At 55.4% G+C, this 1,114-nt stretch carries 1 protein-coding gene; it reads right to left on the bottom strand.

The genetic code is table 11. The features are described from left to right. Positions 1–47 precede the first annotated feature (47 nt). The gene (locus tag FFR93_RS40440; RefSeq protein ID WP_064648104.1) at positions 48–1,049 is read right to left on the bottom strand and encodes an IS30 family transposase; all 1,002 of its coding nucleotides are present in this window, start codon (positions 1,047–1,049) and stop codon (positions 48–50) included. Between the last annotated feature and the right edge of the window lie 65 nt (positions 1,050–1,114).

Here is a 1,114-nt window from a genome sequence, read left to right on the forward strand (position 1 = left end):
TGGAGAATCTACACCAAGTGCAACATGGGCGTTTGAAGGGTAGGGGATCAGCCGCATTCACGCAAATGCGCCATGAAGACCTCGGCCGGTGTTTTGTAGCCCAAGCACTTTCTTGGCAGCGAATTCAGGTGATGGGCGAGGTCGACAAGTTGCTTCTGAGCGACGTTGGACAGATCCGTATCGCCAGGCATGAAGCGTCGAATGCGCTTGTTGGTGTTCTCGACAGCGCCTTTCTGCCAAGGCGAATTGGGATCGCAGAACCAGCTCCTGGCGCCGATCCCATCTTCCAAAGCCCTGAAAGCGGAGAACTCCGTGCCGCGATCAAAGGTGAAGCTTCGGCGTGCAAAAGACGGCAATGGTGAGAAGGCATGGATGATCTTGTCCATGATCGGTCGCGAGTGACGGCTGCGGTTCTTGATCATCACCGTATAGCGGCTCTTGCGCTCGACGAGAGAGGTGACGTTGGTCTCTCCGAGTTCACGCCGGAAGATCAGGAGATCGCCCTCCCAATGCCCGAACTGTGATCGATCATCAATAAAATCAGGTCGTTGGGAGATTCTGTAATCGAGCGGGATTAAGCCGTCGCGCGGTTTGCGTGCGCCGCGGCGCCGACGCCTGCGCCGTCGTTCCGGCAGGTGCTGATACAGCCCGAGCGGATAATCTTCCTTGCAATAGATGAAACGATAAATCGTTTCCGGGCAAATGCGCACAGGACTGACGCCATCGGCGAGAAGCCGGCCAGCGATCTGCTCAGGTGACCAATGCGCCTTCAGCCGGTCGATGACGAGATCGCGCAGATGCGGATGGCGTCTGAGTTTGCGCAGCCGTCGTCGGCGCTCCTTGCTCATGTCGTTGGCGATACCGCTGTAATAGCCGCTGTATTCCGGAAATTCGTGATCCTGGAACGTATTGCGTTTAAGCTCGCGATAGATCGTCGAACGATGACGACCGAGTTGGCGGGCAATCTCCGAGACGGAAACCTTGCGTTCTCTAAGATGAAAAAGACGCTTGCGATCAGGCAGGGTGAGCTGCGAATAGCAAAGGGACATGCATATATCTCCAAGGCGAAGCCATTGTTTTTATAAGCATGTCGCACTTGGAAATAGAATGTACC

Source organism: Rhizobium sp. MHM7A (genome assembly GCF_005862215.1).
GTDB classification, from domain to species: Bacteria; Pseudomonadota; Alphaproteobacteria; order Rhizobiales; family Rhizobiaceae; genus Rhizobium; species Rhizobium bangladeshense.